The sequence below is a fragment of the Nitrospinota bacterium genome, assembly GCA_027619975.1.
Taxonomy (GTDB): domain Bacteria; phylum Nitrospinota; class Nitrospinia; order Nitrospinales; family VA-1; genus JADFGI01.
Window position 1 is genome coordinate 1 of record JAQCGX010000026.1, and the last position, 21,389, is coordinate 21,389.

Annotated in this window: 24 protein-coding genes; 14 read left to right on the forward strand and 10 right to left on the reverse strand. The window is 46.3% G+C overall.

What is annotated here, in order from left to right; translation table 11 throughout:
* Positions 1-140 precede the first annotated feature (140 nt).
* On the reverse strand, positions 141-1,892 hold the full coding sequence (locus O3C58_09825; protein MDA0692155.1) for an ABC transporter transmembrane domain-containing protein: 1,752 nt from the start codon (positions 1,890-1,892) through the stop codon (positions 141-143).
* An 81-nt stretch (positions 1,893-1,973) separates the two neighbouring features.
* Between O3C58_09825 and ubiA the strand changes: the two genes are divergently transcribed.
* Positions 1,974-2,837 carry a putative 4-hydroxybenzoate polyprenyltransferase gene (gene ubiA, locus O3C58_09830; protein MDA0692156.1) on the forward strand — a complete coding sequence of 288 codons (864 nt, stop codon included), beginning with the start codon at positions 1,974-1,976 and terminating at the stop codon, positions 2,835-2,837.
* 67 nt (positions 2,838-2,904) lie between these two features.
* Here ubiA and O3C58_09835 read toward each other — a convergent pair whose 3' ends face one another.
* Complete coding sequence (locus tag O3C58_09835) at positions 2,905-3,333, reverse strand: hypothetical protein (GenBank protein MDA0692157.1); 429 nt, start codon at positions 3,331-3,333, stop codon at positions 2,905-2,907.
* Positions 3,308-3,571 (reverse strand): hypothetical protein, encoded by a 264-nt coding sequence (locus tag O3C58_09840; GenBank protein ID MDA0692158.1) that lies wholly within the window; start codon positions 3,569-3,571, stop codon positions 3,308-3,310. The genes O3C58_09835 and O3C58_09840 overlap by 26 nt, the downstream gene beginning before the upstream one ends.
* Before the next feature lie 172 nt (positions 3,572-3,743).
* On the opposite strand from O3C58_09840, the gene mqnE reads away from it, so the two are divergent.
* From mqnE to O3C58_09865, 5 genes are all read left to right on the forward strand, one after another.
* On the forward strand, positions 3,744-4,844 hold the full coding sequence (gene mqnE, locus O3C58_09845; GenBank protein ID MDA0692159.1) for an aminofutalosine synthase MqnE: 1,101 nt from the start codon (positions 3,744-3,746) through the stop codon (positions 4,842-4,844).
* Positions 4,845-5,297: 453 nt separating this feature from the next.
* A complete protein-coding gene (locus O3C58_09850) occupies positions 5,298-5,675 on the forward strand; it encodes a response regulator (protein MDA0692160.1) in 378 nt (125 codons plus the stop codon).
* A 279-nt stretch (positions 5,676-5,954) separates the two neighbouring features.
* Complete coding sequence (locus tag O3C58_09855; protein ID MDA0692161.1) at positions 5,955-6,473, forward strand: chemotaxis protein CheX; 519 nt, start codon at positions 5,955-5,957, stop codon at positions 6,471-6,473.
* A 107-nt stretch (positions 6,474-6,580) separates the two neighbouring features.
* Entirely contained in the window at positions 6,581-8,995 is a 2,415-nt protein-coding gene (locus O3C58_09860; GenBank protein MDA0692162.1) for a chemotaxis protein CheA, read from the forward strand.
* A 3-nt stretch (positions 8,996-8,998) separates the two neighbouring features.
* The gene (locus O3C58_09865; GenBank protein MDA0692163.1) at positions 8,999-9,454 is read left to right on the forward strand and encodes a chemotaxis protein CheW; all 456 of its coding nucleotides are present in this window, start codon (positions 8,999-9,001) and stop codon (positions 9,452-9,454) included.
* 49 nt (positions 9,455-9,503) lie between these two features.
* Here the strand turns inward: O3C58_09865 and O3C58_09870 are convergent, their stop codons facing one another.
* Positions 9,504-10,598: a chemotaxis response regulator protein-glutamate methylesterase gene (locus tag O3C58_09870; protein MDA0692164.1), complete on the reverse strand. Its 1,095-nt coding sequence runs from the start codon at positions 10,596-10,598 to the stop codon at positions 9,504-9,506.
* 279 nt (positions 10,599-10,877) lie between these two features.
* Here O3C58_09870 and O3C58_09875 point away from each other — a divergent pair, with 279 nt between their 5' ends.
* From O3C58_09875 to O3C58_09890, 4 genes are all read left to right on the forward strand, one after another.
* On the forward strand, positions 10,878-11,135 hold the full coding sequence (locus tag O3C58_09875; GenBank protein ID MDA0692165.1) for a hypothetical protein: 258 nt from the start codon (positions 10,878-10,880) through the stop codon (positions 11,133-11,135).
* Between the two features lie 61 nt (positions 11,136-11,196).
* Positions 11,197-11,721 carry an ACT domain-containing protein gene (locus O3C58_09880; GenBank protein MDA0692166.1) on the forward strand — a complete coding sequence of 175 codons (525 nt, stop codon included), beginning with the start codon at positions 11,197-11,199 and terminating at the stop codon, positions 11,719-11,721.
* 5 nt (positions 11,722-11,726) lie between these two features.
* Positions 11,727-12,236: a peptide deformylase gene (def, locus tag O3C58_09885; protein ID MDA0692167.1), complete on the forward strand. Its 510-nt coding sequence runs from the start codon at positions 11,727-11,729 to the stop codon at positions 12,234-12,236.
* Positions 12,237-12,325: 89 nt separating this feature from the next.
* Complete coding sequence (locus O3C58_09890) at positions 12,326-13,441, forward strand: hypothetical protein (protein MDA0692168.1); 1,116 nt, start codon at positions 12,326-12,328, stop codon at positions 13,439-13,441.
* Positions 13,442-13,477: 36 nt separating this feature from the next.
* On the opposite strand, the gene O3C58_09895 is transcribed toward O3C58_09890, so the two are convergent.
* Positions 13,478-14,581, reverse strand: a complete 1,104-nt coding sequence (locus O3C58_09895) for a mechanosensitive ion channel family protein (GenBank protein ID MDA0692169.1) — start codon at positions 14,579-14,581, stop codon at positions 13,478-13,480.
* A gap of 143 nt (positions 14,582-14,724) precedes the next feature.
* Here O3C58_09895 and O3C58_09900 point away from each other — a divergent pair, with 143 nt between their 5' ends.
* The 4 genes from O3C58_09900 (at position 14,725) to O3C58_09915 (ending at position 17,221) form a co-directional block, all read left to right on the forward strand.
* A complete protein-coding gene (locus tag O3C58_09900; protein ID MDA0692170.1) occupies positions 14,725-15,882 on the forward strand; it encodes a DegT/DnrJ/EryC1/StrS family aminotransferase in 1,158 nt (385 codons plus the stop codon).
* 30 nt (positions 15,883-15,912) lie between these two features.
* On the forward strand, positions 15,913-16,107 hold the full coding sequence (locus O3C58_09905) for a DUF2892 domain-containing protein (GenBank protein MDA0692171.1): 195 nt from the start codon (positions 15,913-15,915) through the stop codon (positions 16,105-16,107).
* Positions 16,108-16,148: 41 nt separating this feature from the next.
* Positions 16,149-16,322: a hypothetical protein gene (locus O3C58_09910; protein ID MDA0692172.1), complete on the forward strand. Its 174-nt coding sequence runs from the start codon at positions 16,149-16,151 to the stop codon at positions 16,320-16,322.
* Positions 16,323-16,480: 158 nt separating this feature from the next.
* Positions 16,481-17,221: a PP2C family protein-serine/threonine phosphatase gene (locus O3C58_09915; GenBank protein MDA0692173.1), complete on the forward strand. Its 741-nt coding sequence runs from the start codon at positions 16,481-16,483 to the stop codon at positions 17,219-17,221.
* A 32-nt stretch (positions 17,222-17,253) separates the two neighbouring features.
* On the opposite strand, the gene O3C58_09920 is transcribed toward O3C58_09915, so the two are convergent.
* The 5 genes from O3C58_09920 to hisC all read right to left on the reverse strand — a co-directional run bounded on the left by O3C58_09920 (position 17,254) and on the right by hisC (position 21,387).
* A complete protein-coding gene (locus tag O3C58_09920) occupies positions 17,254-18,174 on the reverse strand; it encodes an NAD-dependent epimerase/dehydratase family protein (GenBank protein ID MDA0692174.1) in 921 nt (306 codons plus the stop codon).
* Positions 18,175-18,368: 194 nt separating this feature from the next.
* Complete coding sequence (locus tag O3C58_09925) at positions 18,369-18,917, reverse strand: hypothetical protein (protein ID MDA0692175.1); 549 nt, start codon at positions 18,915-18,917, stop codon at positions 18,369-18,371.
* Positions 18,918-19,093: 176 nt separating this feature from the next.
* Positions 19,094-19,222: a hypothetical protein gene (locus O3C58_09930; protein MDA0692176.1), complete on the reverse strand. Its 129-nt coding sequence runs from the start codon at positions 19,220-19,222 to the stop codon at positions 19,094-19,096.
* A 37-nt stretch (positions 19,223-19,259) separates the two neighbouring features.
* Positions 19,260-20,288, reverse strand: coding sequence for an endolytic transglycosylase MltG (gene mltG, locus O3C58_09935; protein ID MDA0692177.1), 1,029 nt, complete (start codon positions 20,286-20,288; stop codon positions 19,260-19,262).
* Positions 20,289-20,310: 22 nt separating this feature from the next.
* Positions 20,311-21,387, reverse strand: coding sequence for a histidinol-phosphate transaminase (gene hisC, locus O3C58_09940; GenBank protein ID MDA0692178.1), 1,077 nt, complete (start codon positions 21,385-21,387; stop codon positions 20,311-20,313).
* Between the last annotated feature and the right edge of the window lie 2 nt (positions 21,388-21,389).

Consider the following 21,389-nt stretch of genomic DNA (forward strand, 5'->3'; position numbering starts at 1 on the left):
TGCTTCGGTCTCGTGTGAGACAATGTGAAATCAATATAGTTACTCCGATCGATAAGAGCAAGCTTTATTTCTAATAATTTTCAAATACTGCTCAAATATTCTCATAACATATTGAAAATATTTATTTAATAGATGGAAAATTAAACTTCTTGGGGCTTGTCCTGTTCTATCATTTGTAAACTCTTGAGAGTGTAGAGACGGTGATAGAGTCCTCTCTGCTCCATAAGCTCTTGATGATTACCGGTTTCCACGATTTTACCCTTATCCATAACTATGATTTTGTCTGCATTGTGTATGGTGGAAAGCCGATGGGCGATGACAAATGCGGTGCGGCCCTGCATCAGTCTCTCCAGGGCATCCTGTATCAATAATTCGGATTCATTATCCAGTGCTGAGGTGGCTTCATCTAGAATTAACAGCCTGGGGTTCTTTAAAATGGTGCGGGCGATGGCGATTCTTTGCCGTTGACCGGCTGAAAGGCGAATGCCTTTCTCACCGACAACTGTCTGGTACCCGTCCGGGCAGTCCATGATGAAGTTGTGGGCGTTGGCGGCTTTGGCCGCATCGATGATTTCTTCCTGGGTTGCGTTCAGGCGGGCGTATTCAATGTTTTCCTGAATGGTGCCGCCGAACAGAATGGTTTCCTGGGGAACCAGGCCGATCTGGCTCCAGTAGCTGTTGAGGCTGACTTCCCGGATCGGGATTCCATCCACACGGATTTCTCCTGAAACCGGGTCGTAAAAGCGGTGCAGGAGTTGGATGAGGGTGCTTTTTCCCGCTCCGCTGGGGCCTACCAGGGCGATGACTTGACCGGGTTCGGCTGAGAAACTGATGCCATGCAAAACTTCCTGGTCTTCCCGGTAATGGAAGCGGATCTGATCAAACTCGACTTTCCCGGAAATGACTGGCAAGTGTTTTGCGTCCGCCGAGTCGGCCACTTCGGCCTCTGTCTCCAGAATATCGAAAATCCGCTGGCTGGCGCCAATGCCCTCCTGTACACGGGTAAATAAACGCGCAAAACTGCCCATCGGCCCGGCTATGATGGTTGCGTATAATATGAAAGCAATCAGTTCTCCGGGGCTGATGCCACCGGTGATGACTTCCCGTCCTCCATACCAAAGCAAAACCAGGGAAGTGGAAAAGGCGATGAAGCCGATGGTCGGTCCGAAGAATGAGGATATAATCACGCGCTTTTTGGCGCTTTCAAAACTGTCTTCCACGGCACTGGAAAAGCGCTCGGTTTCCAAAGGGGCCCGGACAAACGATTTGACCACCTGGACGCAGGAAATATTTTCCTCCAGAATGGTGGTGGAGGTGGCCAGTTTGTCCTGAATTTCAGTGGAGAGGCGTTTTAATTTTCTGCCAAAGGTCTTTGCGAACAGGACCATGACGGGAGCCAGTATCAGAATCATGAACGTGAGTTTCCAGTTCATGTAGATTATGATAATAACGCCGCCAACCAATCGTATCGATTGCTGGAGGGCTGTGGCGGGTACGTCGGTGATGAGGTTTTCCAGGGTGGTCACGTCATTGGTCATGCGCGACATGATCTCGCCCGTGCGCCGCTTGGCAAAAAAGCTGAGCGACAGGGTTTGCAGGTGCTTGAAGATTCTTGTGCGAAAATCGGTGGTGATGCGTTTTTCGGTCAGGTCAAACAAATAATTGTGGGCCGTGGAAAATAGCAGTTGCAGAAGAAACAACCCGCCGATGTTCAAGGCGATGTTATTGAGCATCTGCAGATCTTTCTTGACCATGACCACATCGACCAGGTCCTTTATCAAAAGAGGGATCGCCAGGTTGGTCAGGGAAGCACCAATGAGGAACACACTGCCAATGATCAAAGCCTTTTTATGGGGCAGAAGTAATTTGAGAAGTCTTTTGTATTTATTCATTTTTTAAGGTATTGATTCAAAACCCCTATTATTGATAACTGTTTGGATGAATACAAGACCTTTCCTGTATATCGAGTTGAGATGACAAACTTTACCAATAAGCTCAAAATAATTTTTTCCGACATCAAACTCCAGCACACCATTTTTGCGTTGCCCTTTGCCATCATGAGCGCATTTCTGGCGGCGGAAGGGCTTCCTCAGGCTGAAAAGTTGTTCTGGATCGTTGTCTGCATGGTGACGGCGAGAAGCGCGGCGATGTCCTTCAATCGCATCGTGGACGCCCGTTTTGACGCTTCCAATCCACGCACCGAGGGTAGGGCGCTGCCTTCCGGAAAAATCCACGCCGGGACGTATATTATATTTCTAATAGCCTCATCCTTAGCCTTCATATTTGCCAGCGCCATGCTGAATAAACTGGCTTTGTATCTTTCCCCACTGGCACTGGCGATCGTGTTCTTTTATTCCCTGACCAAGCGTTTCACGGCGTGGTCGCATTTCTGGCTGGGGATTGCTCTTTCCGTCGCGCCGGTGGGAGCGTGGGTGGCCATCCGCGAAGAAATTTCCCTGATTTCCCTGATCCTCGGTGCGGCGGTGGTGTTCTGGCTGATCGGTTTCGATATCATCTATTCCTGTATGGATGTCAGGGTGGACTCCAAATTGGGCCTTCATTCCATTCCCCAACGATATGGAGTCGAACGGGCCTTAATGCTGGCAAAAGCCGCGCATGGCGTGATGATAGTCTTTCTGCTGGCCTTATTGTGGTCCCCGTTCTTGGGAGGGCTTTATTTTGCAGGGGTGGCGGGGGTGGCAGGATTGCTGTGGTACGAGCATTCCCTGGTCAGCCCTGACGATCTTTCCAAGGTGAACGTTGCCTTTTTCAACGTCAACGGTTGGATCAGCCTGCTGTTGATGGCGTTGATGATTGGGGACTGTTTGTGGGTGTAGGGGAGGGGAACCAAATGAACACCGATAGGACCACGCCTGGCGGGAGTAAAAAAAGTTGAAATCACACTCAGCCCTCTATTGAGGGACTCTCTTTCCTCTTTATTTCACGATAAGCAAGCATGCTCATTAAACCTTCTTCATCAGAAAAAAGCGAAAAAGCATTAATATTCATGAGGTCAAGTTTTGCCAATACCTTATTTCTCTCCTTGCCAGGAATAATATATTTCTTTAATAGATCTTGGTCATTTCCATATTTAACAGATTCATGGTTCCCGTAAATATGGTTTTCACCAGGATCTTTCTTCCCTGTAATAGAATAGGTGTATCGGCTCTGTTGTTGATAATGCCTTTTGTGAGTACGGATGTATGGTCCTAACCCCCAAATAAACGGTTCGCTCAGTGAACTATTTTTCCCATTTCCTAGATATTCCCTGAAGGTGTAAATTGCAACTTCTTTGTCTTCTTTAGCTTCATTGAGGGCGAAAAAAGCGGCCACATATGGTGATACTGTCCAATCTAATATAGTATTGTTTGCATGACCATTCTTTTTTGGACATTCTTTCCAAGGAGGTTAATAATTTCCAATCTGCATCCCCTTGGCCACGAAAAAGAAGATCATCTACGAAAGTCGAATTCTCCTTTTTTTTAAGTTTCTCGCATTCGCTTCGTTCTTCTTCAATTATTTTTTCAAATTCTTCCCAATTTTGTAATTTTTTGGTCCCTGAATCGCTCATTTTAAATCCAACCCAATGAAAATAATATTTATGGAAATGATTATACCAAATTGATATAAAGGAAAAAAATCAAGTTCTGTTCTAACTATTTCAATCCCCCCATCCCCTCCTTGCACCTGAACCGGACCTTCAGGTATAATTACCACTTACAATTTTTACATGGGAATTTTTTATGCTGTTTGAATTTGAAGATAAAGCGTTGGCCCCTTTGGAAGAGAAAGTTCGCGCTCAGGAGCGCCTGTCTTTTGAGGACGGGGTGTTGCTGTGGAATTCGTTTGATCTGTTGGGGGTGGGGTATCTGGCCAACATCGTCCGGGAACGCCTGCACGGCGATAAAACTTATTTCATTCACAACCGTCACATCAATCCAACCAATATCTGTGTCAACAGCTGCCGGTTTTGCGCTTTTGGCGTGAAGGCGGACGATCCCACGGCCTACGAAAAATCTTTGGATGAAATTTTTTCCGATGCGGAAAAATACATGAACGGCAAGGTCAGCGAGTTTCATATCGTCGGTGGCCTGCATCCCGACTGGTCGTTTCAGTACTATATCGATTTACTGCGCGGCTTGAAGGAACGCTTTCCCACGGTGCATATCCAGGCCTTCACCGCGGTGGAAGTGCAATACCTGGCGCAACTTGCGGGGCTTCCCTTAAGGGAGACTTTGATCCAGCTCAAGGAAGCGGGGCTGGGCTCCAACCCCGGCGGCGGTGCGGAAATTTTTGCTCCCCGCGTGCGTAAAAAAATCTGCGGCGAAAAAACCACGGGTGAGGATTGGCTGAACGTGCATCGGACAATCCACGAGGTGGGTTTGCAAAGCAACGCCACCATGCTGTACGGACACATTGAAAATGCCGAGGACCGCACCGATCATCTGATTCGCTTGCGCGAGTTGCAGGACGAGACCGGAGGATTCCTCACTTTCATCCCGCTCGCTTTTCATCCTGAGAATACCCGTCTCGACCACCTGCACACCACTCCGGGGCAGTTGGACTTGCGGGCGCTGGCGGTTTCCCGCTTGATGCTGGATAATTTTCCGCACATCAAGGCGTTCTGGATCATGATCACCCCCAATATCGCGCAACTCTCGCAATCGTTCGGGACCGATGATATGGATGGCACGGTGGTGGAGGAGAAGATCATCCATGCGGCAGGTGCGGCCACGGAGCAAATTTTTCGTAAGAACTCCATCATCGACATGATTTGCGAATCTGGAAGACAGCCCGTCGAGCGGGACACGCTTTATGAACAGGTTCAGGAGTGTCACGTATAAAAAAAATTTCTCCTCCCTCCCCAGAAAAAATCCCCTATCGCATTGAAGTGTTTTTCTCATTTTCCCACTATTTTTATCCCCAGTCCGTAACTTATAACGAAAAATAATCGGTAGTTTTTCAAATGTTTTCCGCCTTTTGGAGGAGGAAAATGAGTTTCGGGGTGAGGGTGGGGGAGCAAAAAATCCTTCCAATTACCATCTAGTCTTTATATAATATCCATATTATAACCTTTAAAAACAAATAGATATTTTCGTTGACAATATTACATTACCAGTTTATTTATAGAGTATGCTTTGGTGAAATTTGGGGGAATCAAGAGTGCTATTTCTTTGAGTAAAAAGAAAGCGCATGATTGCTAAATTCGGCATAAGAAATTTATTTTAATAGTATTTTGTTTAAGGCAAGAATTAATCTTTTTCTAACCATGTGACTTGAAACTGGAGGGGAGAAATATGGCGTACGAAGGCAAGAAGGTTTTAGTGGTAGACGACTCAAACGTAATGCGACAAATCATCAAAAAGACTCTGAAGGAATTGGGATTTGCCGATATTACCGATGCTGAAGATGGAGCCGCAGGTTTTAAGAAGTTGGGGGAGGGATCTTTTGATTTGGTGGTGTCTGATTGGAATATGCCCAAAATAACTGGTATAGAGTTTTTGAAGGCCGTGAGGGCGGATGCTGGGCTGAAGGCTACAAATTTTCTCATGGTTACTTCGGAAGCGGATAAAGAAAAAATTATGGAAGCAGTTACGGCGGGTGTGAGCCAGTATATTGTCAAACCCTTTAATGCCAATCAATTGGAAGAAAAGATTAAGGCAATTTTTAAATAACCAAAATTCCAAGGCATCTGGTTTTTCGACAGGATCGCGGGAATTTTTGATCAATACCTTGATTAAAAACCATTTCGTCCGTTAAGCAACCCAGAAAGAACCGGGATATCAAATAATGCGGGATGAATTTTGTTATTTTAAATTTACATTGACTGTATGTTGATTGTCTGTATAATTATAGGGAATTTGTTTAAGTTTACTTAAATAAATCGATTTTGAAGCCCTAAACCGTTCAATTAAATTATGGATATTAACTGAACAGGAAGAAAAGGATTCGATATGGCCACGAGTGATATCAAGAAAAATGAAATGCCGGAAGTGATCACTGATTGTGTGAGTGGTTCGGTTTCTTCCATATTTAATACGATTATTGGGTCAGCTCCAAGGTTTAAAGGGGATGACAGCGACAAAAAAATCGGGGATGGTGTTGTGGGGATCATCTCCTTTGTTGGCGACGCATCCTGGATACTGATGTTGGCATTGCCGAAGGACTCCGCTGAAAATATTGCAAACACTTTTTGCGGTTTTGAGGTGAGTTACGACAGTCCTGAGATGGGCGATGTCGTGGGCGAACTGGCCAATGTTCTGGCTGGAGATATCGTTGCCCGGCTTGGGGAAGAAGGTATTAAAGTCGTGATGTCCCTTCCTACGGTGATGCGTGGGCACGATGTCGAACCTTTAATGCCCAGGGGACTTCCAGATAAAAAAATGCATTATTCTTTGCCTGGAGGAGACCTCATGGTCAAAATTGCCGTGGCCAATCCAGGAGACATGATGGGGCGGACACCTGGTACTTGAAATCTAGTGTGCGCCTTGAGAGTTGCTCGTTCTGATTCAGGTGGAAAGGGATTATCGTGATTTTGAAGGATTATCGTGATTTTGAAAAAGTTTAATACGAGGATTTAATGGATAAAAACTCGAAATCAAAACCAAATTCTGATTTGGAAGAGGGGATGGAACCCGTTGCCCCCGATATGACCCCGGACTCAATTAATGAGGACGTTGCTGTCAGTGAAACCGGGGCCTCTTCAGACGACAACCTCGAGGAAATGAGTGGTATGGATGCTATTGTTAATGAATTCCTTGTAGAAAGTAATGAAAACCTCGATCAACTGGATCAGGACCTTGTTGATCTGGAGCAAAATCCTACTGAAACAGGCATTATAGCCAGTATTTTTCGAACCATTCATACCATAAAGGGAACTTGTGGTTTTATCGGTTTTTCCAAGTTGGAATCCGTTGCCCATGTCGGGGAAAGCCTCTTGAGCAAGCTCAGGGAGGGGGAGTTGACGATTAATCCGCCCATCACCAGCGCTCTCCTTGCCATGGTGGATGCCATACGGCAGATTCTGTCCTGTATTGAAAACAGTCAAAATGAGGGTGATGTTGACTATTCCGAGTTGATTGGAACGCTTACCAGTCTGCAAAAAGGTGAGAGCGTTGTAACGGCGGTAGCGGCCTCAGAAGCCGCGCCAGGACTTTCTAAAATTAAAAGTACCGAAGAGGTTTCGGAAAGTTTGGATGAAGAAGAGCAAAGTCAACCTCCCGCACCGTTGAGCCAGAGCCCTAAATCGAGTGTCTCGGAAAAACAGGATGATGCTGAAAGTGGAGTGGAGAAAAAACAAGAAGGCCGGGGAGTGGCCGACACCAATATACGTGTGGACGTAAAACTTCTGGATCGGCTGATGAACCTGGTGGGAGAACTGGTGCTCGCCAGGAACCAGATTTTACAGTTCAATCCCAATGATCAGGATTCGACCTATGCCGCCACAACTCAGCATCTCAATCTGGTGACCACGGAACTTCAGGAAGGGGTGATGAAGACCCGAATGCAACCGATTGGAAACATATGGAGCAAGTATCCCCGTGTGGTTCGAGATTTAGCTGCATCCTGCGGCAAAAAGATACGGTTGGAGATGGAAGGGAAAGAAACTGAGCTGGATAAAACCCTGATTGAGGCGATAAAAGATCCATTGACCCATATCGTCCGCAATTCAGCGGATCATGGTATTGAAACTCCAGAAGCAAGAAAAGCCGCTGGAAAACCCGAAGAGGGAATGTTAAAGCTGCGGGCTTTTCATGAGGGCGGCCAGGTCAATATTGAGATCAGTGATGACGGCGGCGGAATTGATCCGGAAAGAATCAAACAAAAAGCCCTGGAAAAAAACTTGATCACCCCGGAAAGAGCGGCGCGAATGAGCGATCGTGAGTTGGTTAATCTTGTCTTCGCTCCAGGGTTTTCCACTGCGGCGAAGATAACCAATGTTTCCGGGCGCGGCGTTGGGATGGATGTGGTGAAAACCAACATTGAAAAAATCGGCGGGACGGTTGATATTCAAAGCACGCACGGGCAGGGAACCACGCTTAAGGTAAAAATTCCTCTGACCTTGGCAATTATTCCCGCCCTTACCATTACGACAGGTGGCGATCGATATGCCATTCCTCAGGTGAACCTGCTGGAGCTGGTGTTGTTGGAGGGTGAGCAGGCCAAAAAGAATGTGGAATTTATCCAGGGGGCTCCGGTGTACAGACTGAGAGGACACCTGCTTCCATTGATCTATTTACACGAACAACTCAAAGTGGAGAAAAAAGAGGCGAAGGACACGATAAACATCGTGGTGCTACAGGCGGATGATCGTCAATTTGGCCTGGTGGTGGAAGGGGTTAATGATACAGAGGAAATCGTGGTCAAGCCTCTGAGCCCGCAATTAAAAGGAATAGCTGCTTTCTCCGGGGCAACCATAATGGGAGATGGAAAGGTGGCATTGATTTTGGATGTGATTGGCCTGGCGCAGACTGCCAAGGTAGTCACTCAGAATCGTGAGCGTGCCAGGGTGGAATCATCCGAGAAAACGCAGGCCGCAGGCAGTGAAAAACAGACTCTCCTCATTTTTGGAATCGGCAAGGAGGGGCGAATGGCCATCCCGCTCTCCATGGTTGCTCGACTTGAAGAGTTTAAACGTTCCGATGTGGAAAGGTCCGGGGCTCAGGAGGTGGTTCAATATCGAGGTGAGATCATGCCGCTCATTTATCTCTCCAAAATATTCAATGGGAACCAGGACTATGCTGAAAAAGAAACGATGCAGGCCGTGGTTTATACTCAAAATGGGAAAAGCGTGGCTTTAGTGGCCGATAAAATCCTCGACATCGTGGATGAGGTCATCACGGTTCAGCGCGGCTCCAACCGGAAGGGAACCCTAGGCACTGTGGTCGTTCAGGACATGGTCACGGATCTTTTGGATGCTGAAGCGATTGTTCGTGAAAATGACCCAACCTTTTATGAAGATCAACCTCTTGCTACCGTACGAATAGGAAACTAAATAATGGCTGAATCGAAACAATTTTGTACTTTTTATCTCGGCGATCTATTTTTTGGTGTGAAAGTGGAAAACGTTCAGGAAGTATTCCGGTACCAGGATATGACCAAAGTTCCCCTGGCGCCTTCGGCGGTTCGTGGTTTGATCAACATTAGGGGACAGATCATCACGGCTATTGATTTGCGTAGTCGGCTTGGCATGGAAGAATGGAAAGAAGACAAGCTTCCCATGAATGTGGTCGTTCGCACTGAGGGAGGGGTCGTCAGTCTTCTGGTCGATGAAATTGCTGATGTTCTGGAGGTTGCTGAAGAAAATTTTGAACGCCCACCGGATACCATCGATGAAATCACTCGAGAGCTGGTCCTCGGCGTTTACAAATTAAAAGATAAGCTGTTGCTGATTCTGGATACGAAAAAAACGGTCCACGTCGGTCCAGCTGAAAGCCTGGTGGCGACTCACTAGGAGATTTTGTCCCTTTGTTCCCGTTTCGTGGCAGGGGGTAGAGGGGGGGCTAGCGCCCCACTTTAGCAATTCTGATGATTTCCTGGCCAATTTGATTTAACGGCAGCACCTTATCTGCCAAGCCTGCCTTGGCAACAAACCCTGGCATTCCCCAAACGACACTACTTTCCTCATCCTGTACAATCACCTGCCCACCAGCGTCTTTTATGTGTTCACAACCGATCATTCCGTCCTGACCCATTCCCGTTAATATGACTCCGAGAATGTTGGGTCCGTAAAGGTTTGCCACAGATCTAAAAAGGACATCCACCGCCGGGCGGCAGGAGTTTTCAGGGTGGTCCTGATTGGTTTCAATTTTGACGTGGGTTCCATTTCTTCGTAGCACCATATGGTAGTCGCCGGGGGCGATCCAGGCTTTTCCGTTTTCCAAAACCTGTCCGGGGGCTCCTTCAGTAACTGTAACTTCAGACTTGGAGGATAGTCTGTCCGCCAGCAGTTTGGTGAAAAATGGCGGCATGTGCTGAACCAACACAATCGGTACCGGGAAATCTTTTGGAAATACCGGGAACAGTTCCGCCAGGGCATTGGGACCCCCCGTGGACACGCCAATGGCGACGATATCTATTTTTGCATTGGCAGGTGACCTTGAACCCGTTTTAACAGGCGGTCTAATCCTTGGCGCAACTTTGACTGTCGGGCTTGGTTTCCCCGTGAGTGGTGGTTTTAATCCTGCCTTCTCGGCGCAGAACATTTTAACCTTCGGAATGAGCTCATCCCGCACTCTTTGCATGGCGATGGAGACACTGCCTACATTAGCCGGCTTGGTTACATAATCCGTGGCGCCTAAAGATAAAGCTTCAAGGGTTTTGGCCCCGCCGCGTTCCGTCAGGGTGCTGAACATGATGACTGGAAGGGAAGGGTACAATTTCCGGACTTCCACCAGTGTTTGCAGGCCGTCCATTTCGGGCATTTCTATGTCCAGAGTTAAAATATCTGGATTTATTTGTGGGATCTTTGCCAGGGCAATCCGCCCATTGGCAGCTACGCCGACAACATCGATTTCCGGGTCGGAAGATAGAACGTCCGTCACAATTTTACGGACAACCACGGCATCATCGACAACCAGAACCCTTATTTTTCTCATATCGTTTTCTTGGAAATATAGAGTACATTTGATATTATTCGATCTAATAAATCGAGAAAATCGGATCAAAAAATATCGGATAAAATGAAATTAAAAGTTAAAAAACCATTACGAATCAAATAGTTATTGGCATTATCCTAAGGTAACTTAAATTTGTTAGTTTTACCAGCCTTATTTGAAAGCGTTCTTGAGGTTTGGGATGAATACGGTATATATGATGGGCGGTTAATTTAGGGATTTGGAGTTGGTTTTAAAGGTAAATATTTTGAGGAATAGACTATGGTAAAACTGATGAATAAAAATGGGATGGAAATCCATAATTCAGCAAAACATGTTTTTGATGAGCTGATGCGTGGCACGGGATGCGTTATTGCCGATAAATCATCTATTTTTATAGAAACTGAAAATTTTAATGAAAAACATATCGTAGTCTCCAGAGTCCCGGAACAGCAGGGGCCGGTGATAGCAAAAAAATTCCCATCCTCTCATTTTAAGGATGCCTGGGAGGTTTTTAATAATTGGCCAGAAGCCAAGTAGTTTCAGAGCGCTGGAGTTGATGGTAAATTATCTCCAAAACACTTTTTCTGAGAAATCCGTTATGAAAAACTGGTTCATGCTCACTCTTGTGGGTAAAGATCACGCTGGCATCGTTGCAACAATCACCGAAGCCTTATACCTGAATAATTGTAATCTTGGCGAAGCCTCAATGACACGTCTGGGGGGGAGTTTCACGATCATGCTGATGGTTCAATTTGAAGGAAAGGCGGAAGAACTGGATCACACTCTTCAAACCGTGTGTGATTCCCTGAATCTTCGCCATCATGTGGATAAAATAGAGGGGGAACTGCACCATCACCTGGAACCAAATGTCCGGTTAAGCGTTCACGGATCTGACAGATCGGGAATCGTGGCTCAAGTCACTCGTGTTTTGGCTGATGCAGGGCTAAGCATCCTGAATCTGGAGTCAGATGTAGGGGGCACAACCGACAAGCCCCTGTATATCATGCATATCGAGGGAATTGCGGCAAAGGGTGTTGACGCTTTGCAAAATGCGTTAAAGGTGTTTGAAAGCGAAAATGATATCGAAGTGCATCTTTCGGAACTTGAAACTCTCAGGGGTTAAGTACGATGGCTGTTTTAGAGATTCTTGTTTATCCAGATGAGCGGTTGAAACAAATATCCAAACCCGTCGAGAAATTTGATGAATCGCTTTTGAATTTTGTCAGCGACTTGGAAGAAACCATGCATGCCGGACCTGGGAGCGTGGGTATCGCGGCGCCGCAGGTCGGGCGCTTTGAGCGCATCGTTTTGGTCGATGTTTCCTGCAAGCCTAAAATAAAAAGTCATGGCCACCTGGTTATGATAAACCCCGAAATCACCGACAAGGAAGGTAATGTTGTCGGAAGGGAAGGGTGTATGTCGGTTCCGGATTATACCGGCAATGTTGTGCGCTGGGAGTTTATTCAAGTGAAGGCTTTTGATAAATTTGGCACCTCTCACAATTACGAAATGGAAGGTTATGAAGCCCGAGCGGTTCAGCACGAGATGGATCATCTGGACGGATTGTTGTTTCTCGACCGGGTGGTGAGCCGCCGGGACGGTTTGTTTCGGCGCAAGGTTTATGACAAAAAATCTTAAAAAAACTGATTCGGTCTTGAACGGCCCCTTCCCCCTGCCTCAAAAATTTTGATCAAGAATCCACTCAACCTTCTTTAAAAGGTTTAATAATGGCGCTGAAATTATCAAATTCCATTCGGTCGGGGAGACGGATAGCTGTAAAGCTTTGTTTTTTTCTCGTTGTCTTTTTATTGAGTGGTTGTTCCGGCTTGGGGCCTTCAACGTTAAAAGGCAACCGGTATAACTACAACACCACCATCCAAAGGTCCAACGATCAGCAGTTATTGCTGAATCTGGTTCGCCTCAAATACCGGGATACTCCCTATTTTCTTGAGGTCAACAGCGTTGCGGCCCAGTTTAAATTTCGCGCCAACGCCGATGCCGACGCCACCCTTCAGAATGGCGTCAAGGGCCTTTTCGGATTTTCGGCTGGGGCCAGTGTGGAGGAAAATCCAACTGTATCTTATGCGCCTTTGCAGGGCGAACAATTCATTCAACGTTTTTTGTCACATATCCCCCTGGAGAACATATTCCTGCTGACCCGTTCGGGCTGGAGCTTTGAACGGATTTTACGGGTTTGCCTGGAGCGAGTCGGCAATTTGAAAAATGCTCCCACAGCCTCTGGACCGACTCCGGAAACTGCGCCTGTTTATGAGGATTTTGCCCAAGCGGCTAATTTGATCCGAAAATTACAGCTAAAGGATGCCCACACCTTGTCTCTGGGAGCCAGCGGCAACATCCCGGAATTGATTTTTCAGTTTGAAAAGACGGAAAATGGTTTTCCGGAGCTTCAGGAGTTGAACGTTCTTTTGGGATTGCCCCCGGAAAACTTGCGGTTTGTTTTGACCCCGTACCCTTCTCCCGATGACCCACAACACATCCGGGTGGAAACGCGCTCCCTGCTGGGAATGATGTACTACCTGTCCCACGCGGTGGAAGCTCCTGAAGAAGATCAAATGGGCGGCAAGGTCACGTTGACCCGCTATTCATCCGGCAAGCCGTTTAACTGGGCGGATGTCACCGGAGAACTTCTTAAGATTCACTCCCAGTCTACTCAGCCCGCTCAGGCGGCGATGGCCGTGAATTATCGGGATAGTTGGTTTTATATAGACGATTCCGATCTCCAATCCAAATCCACTTTTTCCCTGCTGGCACAGATATTTTCGCTGCAGTCAGGGAACGCGAAGGACAAGGGACCCTTACTGACCCTGCCTCTGGGGAATTAGCTTTCCATCCGTTGAGTGGGCTTGACGGAGAGACGATTATTTTTTCCTCTGCGGGGGGCTCAGCATTTCATTTTCGAGCGGTTTTGCCAAATGGATGGTCGAGGTGGGAAAGGCTATTTCAGCCCCCTGGCCTTCAATAATTTTTATGACCCGGAGCAGAATTTCCTGCTTGACCTCGTGAAAATGAACCCAGTTCGTGGTTTTGGTAAACGTATAGATAAAAAAATCAAGGGAGGAGGGGGCGAAGGAGTTGAAGTTGACGATCAGCGTTTGCTGAGAGTCGATTTCAGAGTGATTCTGGAGCATCTCTTTCACATTTTGAATGATAGAGGGAATTTTTGCCGCATCCTCGTAACGGATACCGATCGTTTCATAGATCCTTCGATTTTTCATTCTGGAAGGATTCTCCACAGCGATGGTTGTAAAAATCGAATTAGGAACGTATAGCGGTCTTTTGTCGAAGGTCCGGATACAGGTCAGTCGCCATCCGATTTTTTCAACGGTACCTTCTATTTCCCGGTCGGGTGAACGAACCCATTCGCCAACCGCGAAAGGCCGGTCCAGATAGATGGTCAGTCCGCCAAAGAAATTTGCCAGTAAATCCTTGGCCGCAAAGCCGATGGCGATACCGCCGATACCGCCAAACGCCAACACGCCGGAGACACTGTACCCCAGAGTTTGCAGGACAACCAAGGCCGCCGTTATGAAAACTGATATGCGAAGCAGTTTGGAAAAGGCATCGATCGTAGTGTGGTCAACATCCTTTTCCTTTTCGATATAGGTATTTTCAATATTATTGATCAGCCGGACGAGGAACCAGGCGAGAGCCGCAATGATTACGGTATCTCTGACAGGTTGGACAGCGCTGAAAATAACAGCTTTAGTGGATTTCTGAATGATTTCCGCCGCCAGTGAGATTCCGGCGGCCCAGATGATGACACTCAGGGGTCTCCTGACTGCGGCGATCAAGGCGTCGTCCCATCTATTTTCTGTTTCCTCCAGCCGTTTTTGGAGTCGTTTTAAAATTCGCCGTTGAATGTAGTCAATGATGAGAGAACCGAAAACAACGATAAATGCCTGTATCATATAACTGTTGTTTGCGATTAAGATGTCTTCCAGAGTTTTAAAATTCAGATCCATAATTTATAAGGGCTTTATGTTGGAGTTGCTTTGCAAGTGGTTCAAGTTGACAATATTAGCAATATGGAACAGAAAAATCCATACAAGTCCTCAATCGCTCTCCGTAAAGGGTGTGAATTAATAACGACTATAGATGGTTTGATATGAACATAGACTTACCCTTTCACCGTGCCTGGCTGGATGAGGATGACATCAATGAGGTTGTGGATACTCTGAAGTCGGGCTGGTTCACGACGGGTCCTAAAACCCATCAGTTTGAAGAGGAGTTCAAGCAATACATCGGTTGCAAACACGCTTTGGGGCTGAACTCATGTACAGCGGGACTTCATCTCTCTATTGTCGCCAGTGGGTTTCCGGAAGGGAGTGAAGTGATCACCACTCCCATGACATTCCCGGCTACCGCCAGCGTGGTGGTGCATGAACGCTTGCGGCCCGTCTTTGTGGATATTGAACCGGGGACGCTGAATATCGATGTCAGTAAAATTGAAGCAAAAATCACTCCGAAAACCCGCGCAATATTTCCCGTCCACTTTGCCGGTCATGCCTGCGATATGGATGCCATCGAAGCAATTGCCGAGAAGTATAACCTGGCTATTATCGAAGATGCCGCGCATGCGCTGGAATCCTCGTACAAGCAAAGAAAAATCGGCAACCTGGGGCATCTGACTTCGTTCAGTTTTTACGCCAATAAAAATATCACCACCGGAGAAGGGGGCATGCTGACCACCAACGACGATGCGCTGGCAGATAAAATCCGGGTACTGCGATTGCACGGTTTGAGCAAGGACGCCTGGAAGCGGTTTGGCAAGAGCGGCTATTCCCACTGGCAGCTTCATGCTCCCGGCTATAAATACAATATGCCGGATATAAGCGCCTCCCTTGGCATTCATCAGCTACGAAAAGTGCATCGATTTTATGAACTGCGAAAACGCTATGCAACGATGTATGACGAGGCGTTTAAAAATATTCCCGAAATAGAAACTTTGATTACTAAAAGTTATGCGCAACCCGCTCATCACCTTTACATCATCGCTCTCAATCTCAATCAATTGTCAATTTCACGGGACCAGTTTGTCGACGAAATCCAGTCACGGGGAATCGGCGTGGGCGTGCACTACGTGGGTTTGCACTTGCAACCTTTCTACCGAGAAGAATTCCATACCCGCCCGGAAGATTACCCGGTAGCCACGAACTATTCAGAAAGAGTATTGACCTTGCCCTTATACCCTAAAATGACACTGCAGGAGGTGAACCGAGTCATCGAAACGGTCTCAGACATCATCATCAAGTCGCGCCGTTGATTTCCCTAAACTAATGAGGAGGAAAATATCATGAATACCAAAAGACGTATCCATGATGGAATCGTCGGAGCCGTAGTTGCGGCGGGGTCGGCGTTGGGATATTGGATCGACCCTGTCTGGTTGCTTGTGCCGGGAATTCTGGGCGTCACTCTCCTGCAGAGTGGGCTCACGGGATTTTGTCCTTTATATTTTATCCTGGACAGAGGCTGTGCGGACGACGGATGAAGAATTTGAGAGTTGCTCAGAAAATTTTATAGGAGGATTCGATGTCGGCAAATAGTGGCCTGCGTAGTATTTTTATTATATTCTGGGTCATCGGATCGATCTTTTGGGTTCTGATTGGCGCGTTGGATGGGAATTTTATTCGCAGTGTGATTTATATTGGCATCGGATGGGTGGTGATTTTTGCCTATCTGAGCATCAAAGATACCCTTAAGTAAGAAGAAATGAAAATTTACTGAAATCCATCCACTATTGCCACGACTTACTAGCTATTAAGATTATTTATTTTGATACCTGGTGAAATTCTTGTTCTAATAACAATTTCCAATAAGACGTTGGTAAGTTTTTTCCATGTTCTGAGTTTTTCAGGGAGAATATGCAGACTATTCATTGTTCTGAAGTTTGGGGTGGTAATCATAAAATCGACACGGAAGTTTGCGCTGGAGCCTTGACGGCCAGTCTTTTTTCCAGGGGGACGGATGGTGAAAAGGGCGGCGATATCTATTATTTGAGTGTCTGCGGCCGGGAAATGCTGACCCGAATTGCGATTGCCGATGTTACAGGGCATGGACAAGCCGTCAGTTCCACCAGTCAGTGGCTTTATCGTTCCATGGTGTCCCATATGAACGATTTGGAAGGGAATTTAATCCTCGGGGACCTGAATAATTTGGCTAAACATGAGGGGACGCAAGCTCTGACAACCGCTCTAATCATCACTTTCGATAAGGGGGATTCCAATCTTCACTTTTCATCTGCGGGGCATCCCCCCGTCCTGATTAAAAAGGCTGGAGAAAACCAGTGGAACAAGTTGACGCTTAAAAATCCCACTCGAAAAGCCAATTTGCCTCTGGGAGTGATAGCAAATGCGATCTATGACAGGGAATGCGTGCCCTTAAATGCTAACGATTCTCTATTTCTTTATACCGATGGTGTTCTGGAAACGCGAAATGAGGAAAACCAGTTATTCGGCATGGACCCGCTGATCGAAGTATTGAACAGGAACTCTCATGGCAGTGCCCAGGAAATAAAAACCGCAGTGCTGGATTCTTTATTGGAGTTCTCCGGAGGAAACTTTGACCACGACGACGTGACTATGATGGCATTGAAAGTCCAGTAATTTAAAAAGAAGAAGAAAAATCTTCTTTGATTTCAACTCTGTTGCGAGAAGAATTCATAAGTTTCTCCCAACCCCTCCTTAAGAGAGACCTTTGGGATCCAGGCCGTATTTTTTCGGAACTTTCCTGAGTCAATAACACTTCTTTGCAGTTCTCCCTTGCGGGGCGCGTCATGTTGGGGAGTGACTGCGTTGCCTGCCATGTTGGCGATATTTTTCAGCAGTTCATTGACGGTGGTTTCTTTCCCAGTGCTTACATTGAAGATACCCGTGAGAGAGCTGTTGAGAGCCATCACATTTGCCTGTGCCACATCGAGGACCGATATGAAGTCGCGGGTTTGTTCTCCATCGCCATAGATGGTGGGTTGTGACTTTTTTAAAAGTTTCTGGCAAAAAATAGCGACTACACCTGCTTCGCCATGCGGGTCTTGGCGTGGGCCATAGACATTGCTGTAACGCAGGGTGATGGTGTTCAGTCCGTGGACTTTTCTATAAAAATTAAGGTAGTTTTCCACTGAATACTTTGAAATGGCATAAGGGCTTTCCGGTCGGCAGGCATGGTTTTCGTCTGCCGGGAAGGAGTCCTGCACGCCATAAATAGCGCCCCCGGTGGATGCGAATATAAATTTTTTCACGCCGCAGGATTTGGCCGATTCGAGCAGTTTGATACTTCCCATAATATTGATATTGGCATCTTCAAGTGGGTCGGTCACCGATTGGATTACAGAAATCTGGGCCGCATGATGATTGATAACCTCTATGTTTTCATCCTTTAAAAGCTGCACCACTTTAGGGTCCAAAAGATCCATTTCATAAAAAACGGCTTTAGGGGGAATGTTCTTCTTTTTCCCTGAAGACAAATTATCCAGAATAACCACCCGATGCCCCAGTTTCAGGTAGGCATCGGAGATATGAGATCCAATAAACCCGGCCCCGCCAGTAATTAAAATATTCATTGTTTATGTTTTATTTATTAAAATAAGGTTTATGACTTTAGGGATTCCCCTGTGGGGAAAGTATTATAATACAATATCTTAATAAGATTTACAGTGAAAAAAGGCAGGGGACGGCTAGAGTCCAGAAATTCAGAGGTTTTCCTGTCCGGAAGAAAGGGTTTGTTGAAACGCTATTTCTTTTTTGGCGATTGAGCCTATTCGTTTCCAGTTTTTTTGAACTGATAATAGCGAATCAGGATCGCCACCGCCATGACTCCTGCCAAAGCTGAAGCAAGAATAAATCCAGGAATAATGAGAGCTGCGGAAAGCGGGGTGTTCTCAAGGACCCATGAAACCACTTTTTGCAGTCCGTACCACGATTCAGGATTTGTAACCCATGAATGCAGGGCGGTGCTCTCAAATAGAAAGTTGAAAACCATAACAAGAGGAAATTCCGTCCACACTCCGTCGATAAGCCAGAGCAGGGTTTGATACCCGATCAGACAAACTCCGGAAAGAACGATCAAGGAGGACAAAAATCCAAATAGCGCGTTCAAACCACCACAAATAAAATCCATGGGGGTGGATTTAGAAACGAAAAATTTGATTTCTTTAATCCCCTGGGTCAACCCTCTATTGAATAAAATTTTACCAGTTTCCCAAACCTCCCCAAAAAACGCCTGTGCGTGGTCCAGAGAATTTGATAAATGTTTCAACCATTGCGAATGGTCAAAATTCTGATTTTGAAAATTTTCTTGATTCATAATACGACCTCCTTCAACCAAATTGTTGAAGAGTTAATAAAATTAAACCTGAAGAAGATTTAATCACACTCTCTTAACGTATCCCTGTTTTCCATATTTTTAAAGGGGTCAGATTTAAAAAAACAATCCGGTCGATATGGGAAGGGGGAGTCATTTAACTTTCAGAACCGAATGATTTAAAGGAAATACCAGATCCCGACAATCATTCCAATGGCGGCCAGAAGCTTGACAAGCATTCCCGCATGGATGAATGTGTTGAAAATGGGGCTTTCATTGTAGTTGAACCATCGGCTCTTTTTCGTCATTGGACTTTATCCTGTGGACTGTTGTGTGAGAGTGCGATCATTGCTGAACCCGGGTGGCAATTCTCCTCAATTGGTATTTTTGAACGGCCCGATTGTGGTCAATTAGATTCGAAGAAAATTGATGACTTCCGTCCTTACGGGATACGAAGTAGAGATAGTCCGTGTCATTGGGGGCAAGGGCGGCGAGAATAGATTGGAGGCCGGGGCTGGCGATGGGGCCAGGGGGCAACCCGCCATATTTATAAGTATTGTAAGGGGAGTCGATGGATAGGTCTTTTTTGCGAATGTTACCATCAAAATTGCTGATGGCGTAAATGACGGTAGGGTCCGTTTGCAACCGCATGTTTTTTTTCAATCGGTTGTGGAAGACGGATGAAATAATTTTTCTTTCCTCGTCGATGCCGGTTTCTTTTTCGATCAGAGACGCCAGCGTAACGATCTGATGGAAAGATAGGTTCACTGCTTTGGCCCGATCCATCAACTCTGGGGCCGCAACCTGTTCTTTGAACGTATTCAGCATTATCTGAATGATTTTTTGTTCAGAGGTGTTTCGGCTGAAATGGTAGGTTTCCGGGAACAAATAGCCTTCCAGAGAATTTCCTGGAATACCGGTGGATTGAATCAACTCTCTATCCTGGGTTTGCCGGATGAATTCCTCTCGGTTGGCCAGTCTCCTTTCTTCCAAGAGAGCTGCAATTTCCGTGATCCGGTATCCTTCCGGAATGGTAACGGTGTGCAGGACCGTTTTGCCAGACGTGACTTTTGCCAATATTTCTCTGGGTGTCATGGAAGGCGATAATTCATATTCGCCTACTTGAATTTGCCCCTGTTTTTTTTGCAGATGCGCCAGAAGTTGAAATGAAATTGCACTGCGAATCAGATTTTGTTCCGCAAAATACGTGGAAATTTTTTTCAAGGGCATTCCCGGGGCGATGTTCACAATTTCAGGATGAAATTTTTCAGAAACCGAATGCGTTGCCTGATAGTAAAAAACACCACCGCAAATCCAGAATAAAACCAGGAATGCTCCGAAAGAACTCAAGGCGGCTTTTTTGAATTTGCTCATCGTTTCAGGCTCGCAACATTAATTATCCTGTCCCCCTTATTTTACCTAAAATGGCTAAAAAGCGGTCATTTTCTTTTGCTGTGCCGCCGGTCACTCGCAAACAGTTTTTTAAGAGGGGATGGGCGCTCAAATTGCGGACAAGAATGCCATTTTCCATCAATTCTTCAAATAATTTATCGCCCCCATCGTCGACCCGAAAAAGGATGAAATTGGAATCCGAAGGAAACACGGTTATGAAATCCAATTGCGAAAGGCCCTGTATCAAACGGTCCTGTTCCGCCAAAATTGTTTTTATTTGTTCACGTACCGGCTCAAAATTTCTAAGAAGCAGGGTGGCAAAATCCTGGGAGATGGTGTTGGAGTTGTACGGCAGACGCACTTTATTGATTTGTTCGATAACAAATGGATTGGCCATTCCATAGCCCACGCGCAACCCGGCAAGCCCGATTTTTGATAAACTTCTCAGGACGATCAGATTGTTGTGTTTATTGATGGACTGGTAAAAAGTTTTGTTCGCAAAATCAAAATAAGCTTCATCCAGAACCACTATTCCCTGAAAATTCTCGATGACCTTTTTGATTTCCTGTTCAGAGTAACAGTTCCCGGTGGGGTTGTTGGGGTAACTGAAAAACACGACTCTGGCATTTTTCTCGGCCAAAAAATCCAGATAGTCGTCCGCTTTAAAATCCCAGCGTGCATCCAAAGGGAAAGGCTGGGGGACGAGCCCCATGCCTTCACCAATGATCGAATACATTCCAAAGGTCGGGTCTGGAAAAGAGTAGGACTCTCCGGCGTCGCAAAATATTTGCAGGATCAGTTGAATAAGCTCGTCCGACCCATTGCCAATGACCAGAGATTCGGCAGAAATATTATTGATATTCGAGATAGCGGCTTTCAGAAGATGACAATCCGGGTCCGGGTAGCGGTTTAACTGGATATCTTTAAAACTCTCCTGGAACTTGCGCGATAGTTCTTCTGGCGGGGCAAACGGGTTTTCATTGGCGTGGAGTTTGATTGCGCAGTCGATATTTTCGACATGATAGGCTTTCAGGGATTTGATTTTCTCCCGAATCAAATCTGTGAGGTCAACGGTGGACATTA

Coding starts and splice junctions, on each gene's coding strand:
- def (MDA0692167.1), top strand. CDS start 11,727: ATGGCTGTTTTAGAGATTCTTGTTTATCCAGATGAGCGGTTGAAACAA.
- O3C58_09915 (MDA0692173.1), top strand. CDS start 16,481: ATGCAGACTATTCATTGTTCTGAAGTTTGGGGTGGTAATCATAAAATC.
- O3C58_09905 (MDA0692171.1), top strand. CDS start 15,913: ATGAATACCAAAAGACGTATCCATGATGGAATCGTCGGAGCCGTAGTT.
- O3C58_09925 (MDA0692175.1), bottom strand. CDS start 18,917: ATGAATCAAGAAAATTTTCAAAATCAGAATTTTGACCATTCGCAATGG.
- O3C58_09890 (MDA0692168.1), top strand. CDS start 12,326: ATGGCGCTGAAATTATCAAATTCCATTCGGTCGGGGAGACGGATAGCT.
- O3C58_09860 (MDA0692162.1), top strand. CDS start 6,581: ATGGATAAAAACTCGAAATCAAAACCAAATTCTGATTTGGAAGAGGGG.
- O3C58_09825 (MDA0692155.1), bottom strand. CDS start 1,892: ATGAATAAATACAAAAGACTTCTCAAATTACTTCTGCCCCATAAAAAG.
- hisC (MDA0692178.1), bottom strand. CDS start 21,387: ATGTCCACCGTTGACCTCACAGATTTGATTCGGGAGAAAATCAAATCC.
- O3C58_09880 (MDA0692166.1), top strand. CDS start 11,197: ATGAAAAACTGGTTCATGCTCACTCTTGTGGGTAAAGATCACGCTGGC.
- O3C58_09865 (MDA0692163.1), top strand. CDS start 8,999: ATGGCTGAATCGAAACAATTTTGTACTTTTTATCTCGGCGATCTATTT.
- mltG (MDA0692177.1), bottom strand. CDS start 20,288: ATGAGCAAATTCAAAAAAGCCGCCTTGAGTTCTTTCGGAGCATTCCTG.
- O3C58_09930 (MDA0692176.1), bottom strand. CDS start 19,222: ATGACGAAAAAGAGCCGATGGTTCAACTACAATGAAAGCCCCATTTTC.
- O3C58_09840 (MDA0692158.1), bottom strand. CDS start 3,571: ATGAGCGATTCAGGGACCAAAAAATTACAAAATTGGGAAGAATTTGAA.
- ubiA (MDA0692156.1), top strand. CDS start 1,974: ATGACAAACTTTACCAATAAGCTCAAAATAATTTTTTCCGACATCAAA.
- O3C58_09850 (MDA0692160.1), top strand. CDS start 5,298: ATGGCGTACGAAGGCAAGAAGGTTTTAGTGGTAGACGACTCAAACGTA.
- O3C58_09910 (MDA0692172.1), top strand. CDS start 16,149: ATGTCGGCAAATAGTGGCCTGCGTAGTATTTTTATTATATTCTGGGTC.
- O3C58_09900 (MDA0692170.1), top strand. CDS start 14,725: ATGAACATAGACTTACCCTTTCACCGTGCCTGGCTGGATGAGGATGAC.
- O3C58_09875 (MDA0692165.1), top strand. CDS start 10,878: ATGGTAAAACTGATGAATAAAAATGGGATGGAAATCCATAATTCAGCA.
- O3C58_09895 (MDA0692169.1), bottom strand. CDS start 14,581: ATGGATCTGAATTTTAAAACTCTGGAAGACATCTTAATCGCAAACAAC.
- O3C58_09920 (MDA0692174.1), bottom strand. CDS start 18,174: ATGAATATTTTAATTACTGGCGGGGCCGGGTTTATTGGATCTCATATC.
- O3C58_09855 (MDA0692161.1), top strand. CDS start 5,955: ATGGCCACGAGTGATATCAAGAAAAATGAAATGCCGGAAGTGATCACT.
- O3C58_09870 (MDA0692164.1), bottom strand. CDS start 10,598: ATGAGAAAAATAAGGGTTCTGGTTGTCGATGATGCCGTGGTTGTCCGT.
- mqnE (MDA0692159.1), top strand. CDS start 3,744: ATGCTGTTTGAATTTGAAGATAAAGCGTTGGCCCCTTTGGAAGAGAAA.